The organism is Bradyrhizobium sp. P5_C11_2 (assembly GCF_054049755.1).
The window spans coordinates 1-2,545 of sequence record NZ_JBFULT010000805.1; the positions used below are offsets into that span (position 1 = coordinate 1).

Genomic DNA, 2,545 nt, shown 5'->3' on the forward strand with positions numbered 1-2,545 from the left:
CCGCCTGACCATCCGCAAGGACGGCCAGATCGTCGCCACCGGCGACCTGGAGACCGCCGCCGGACGCGCCGCCATCGAGGGCTATTTCACCGAGAATTTTCAGCCCGAACTGAAGGGCGCGCCAAAACTGCTGTCCGGGCGCGACCACAGCTTTTCCGACGTGGCCCGCAAGGTCGTGTCCATCATCAATCTCGACAGCGTCCGCGCCATCGAGACCATGCTCGGCGGGACCCCCGTGCATCCCCTGCGCTTCCGCGCCAATCTTTACGTGAAGGGCTGGCCGGCCTGGTCGGAGCTCGACCTCGTCGGCCAGACGCTCGCGATCGGCCAGGTCCGGCTGAAAGTGGTCAAGCGCATCGTTCGCTGCCCGGCCACCAACGTCAATCCCGAGACCGCCGCACGCGACCTCGAAATCCCGCCCACGCTCTCGCGCAACCTCGGCCATATGGATTGCGGCATCTATGCCGAGGTGATCGCCGATGGCGAGATCGGCGTCGGCGATCAGGTCGCGGTGGAAAAGCCGAGGCTGGTGTGACGGGGCCAGCGCTGCCGTAGGGTGGGCAAGGCGAAGCGTGCCCACCACTTTTGTTAACGTTGCGAGAATGGTGGGCACGGCGCTATTGCGCCTTTGCCCACCCTACGAATTATCGCAATGACGAGCCTCAGTTCGGCATCACATACGCATAGATCCGGCCGCGCGAGACCGGCGCCTCGCGGACGCGGTTGCCGTTGTTGCCGGAAATCATGATCGGATTGCCCTGCGCGTCGACGCCGGTGATGATGCCGACATGGCCGCCCCGGCGGCCGCGCGACATCACCGCGATGGCGCCCACCTGCGGACCGGAGACACGCGTGCCGTAACGCGCGAACGAGTTCGCCATATCCGAGCCGGTGCCATGGTGGCCGGTTTTCTCGAGCACCATGTTCATGAAGCGCGCGCACCACAGGCTGCCGCGCCCGGTCGGGTTGCCACCGAGATAACGGCGCGCCTCGGACACGAGACCGGAGCCGCCACCGAGGCCGCTGCTCATGCTCATGTTGCCGGCATTGCCATTGTCGCCGGCGCTGCTCTTGTTGACAGCGTAGCTCACGTTAGCAGCCCGGCTCACTTTGCCGGCGCGGCGCATGTTTCCGCCGATGCCCATGTCACCGCCGCCCACGTAGCGCATGTCACCCATGCCGCCGCTATTGGCGTTCGGATCGTAGCTGGCCTGCGTGTTCATGAATCCGCCGGCCTGCAACTGCGCCGCGCTGCGCTCGAAGCGCGAGCTGCGGGCCTGGTGCCGGTAATGATGATATCTGCTGGCGTGATGCGCGTAAGCGTGCCGCTCTGCGCTATGATGACGATGAGACCGTGCTGAAGCCGGAGAGGTGAACGCGGCCACCGCCGCGAAGAACAGCGCCAGCGCGACGACACAGCGCGACAGGCGAGACGCAAACAACTCGAACATACTTCATCCTTCGTTACACCCCCACTTCCCGTCGACCCGTGCGGTGGCCGACATCCGTCCGGCCGTTAAGCCGCCCGATGTGGCGAGAAAAAGACGCCACGCCGGGGAATAGCTGCGATGACTTAGCGTTGGTGCTGGTCTGAGGCTGCCGCATTGCGGACAACAACATTAACTGCGATCTTCGAAATCACGGCTTGAAGAGAGGGAAACAGTTAATGYCCCACGCCACGACCAGGGACGACATCCGCATCTATTTCGAAGAGGCGGGCCAGGGAACGCCGATCATTTTTCTGCACGAGTTCGCGGCCGACTACACCAATTGGGAGCCGCAGATGCGCTACTTCTCCCGCGGCCATCGCTGCATCACCTATTCGGCGCGCGGCTATACGCCGTCGGATGTGCCGGCGGGCGAGGTCTACACCTACACACATTTCTACAGCGATGCGCTCGCGGTGCTCGATCATCTCGAGATCGAGCGCGCGCATCTCGTCGGGCTCTCGATGGGCGCCTATTCATCGTTGCAGATCGGGCTGAACGCCCCGCAGCGCGCGCTGTCGATGACGCTGGCCGGCGTCGGCTCCGGCTCGGAGATCGAGACTCTCGACGCCTGGAGCACGCAGTGCCGCGCCAATGCCGAGCAGTTCGAGACGCTCGGCTCCGCCGAAGTGGCAAAAGTCACGCGCGAGGCGCCGAGCCGGATTCCCTTCCTGGTCAAGGACCCGCGCGGCCACGCCGATTTCTACGCCGCGCTGGCGCGGCATGATGCCAAGGGATCGGCCAACACCATGCGCGGCTTCCAGGGCGGCCGTCCCTCGATCTACACCATGACGGATGCGATCAGGAAAGTGCCCACGCCGGCGCTGATCATCTGCGGCGACGAGGACGATCCGTGCGTGGGCGCAAGCCTGTTTTTGAAGAAGCATCTGCCGGCCGCGGGCCTMGCGATGTTCCCGAAGTCCGGCCACGTGCTCAATCTCGAGGAGCCCGCGTTGTTCAACGCGACGGTGGAGCGGTTCGTGACGCTGGTGGAAGCCGGGCGATGGCCGGTGCGCGATCCGCGGTCGGTGGCGGCTAGTTAGCTGTCGTTCCGGGGC

3 protein-coding genes are annotated in these 2,545 nt (G+C 65.0%); 2 read left to right on the plus strand and 1 reads right to left on the minus strand.

The annotated features are described in order from the left end of the window. On the plus strand, positions 1-535 hold a 535-nt coding region (locus ACXJL8_RS38775), incomplete at its 5' end, for an MOSC domain-containing protein (RefSeq protein ID WP_456686790.1). 127 nt (positions 536-662) lie between these two features. Here ACXJL8_RS38775 and ACXJL8_RS38780 read toward each other — a convergent pair. Continuing rightward, positions 663-1,451, minus strand: a complete 789-nt coding sequence (locus ACXJL8_RS38780; RefSeq protein WP_456617329.1) for a TIGR02594 family protein — start codon at positions 1,449-1,451, stop codon at positions 663-665. A 215-nt stretch (positions 1,452-1,666) separates the two neighbouring features. On the opposite strand from ACXJL8_RS38780, the gene ACXJL8_RS38785 reads away from it, so the two are divergent. Then, positions 1,667-2,530 carry an alpha/beta fold hydrolase gene (locus ACXJL8_RS38785; protein ID WP_456686791.1) on the plus strand — a complete coding sequence of 288 codons (864 nt, stop codon included), beginning with the start codon at positions 1,667-1,669 and terminating at the stop codon, positions 2,528-2,530. Positions 2,531-2,545 lie beyond the last annotated feature (15 nt).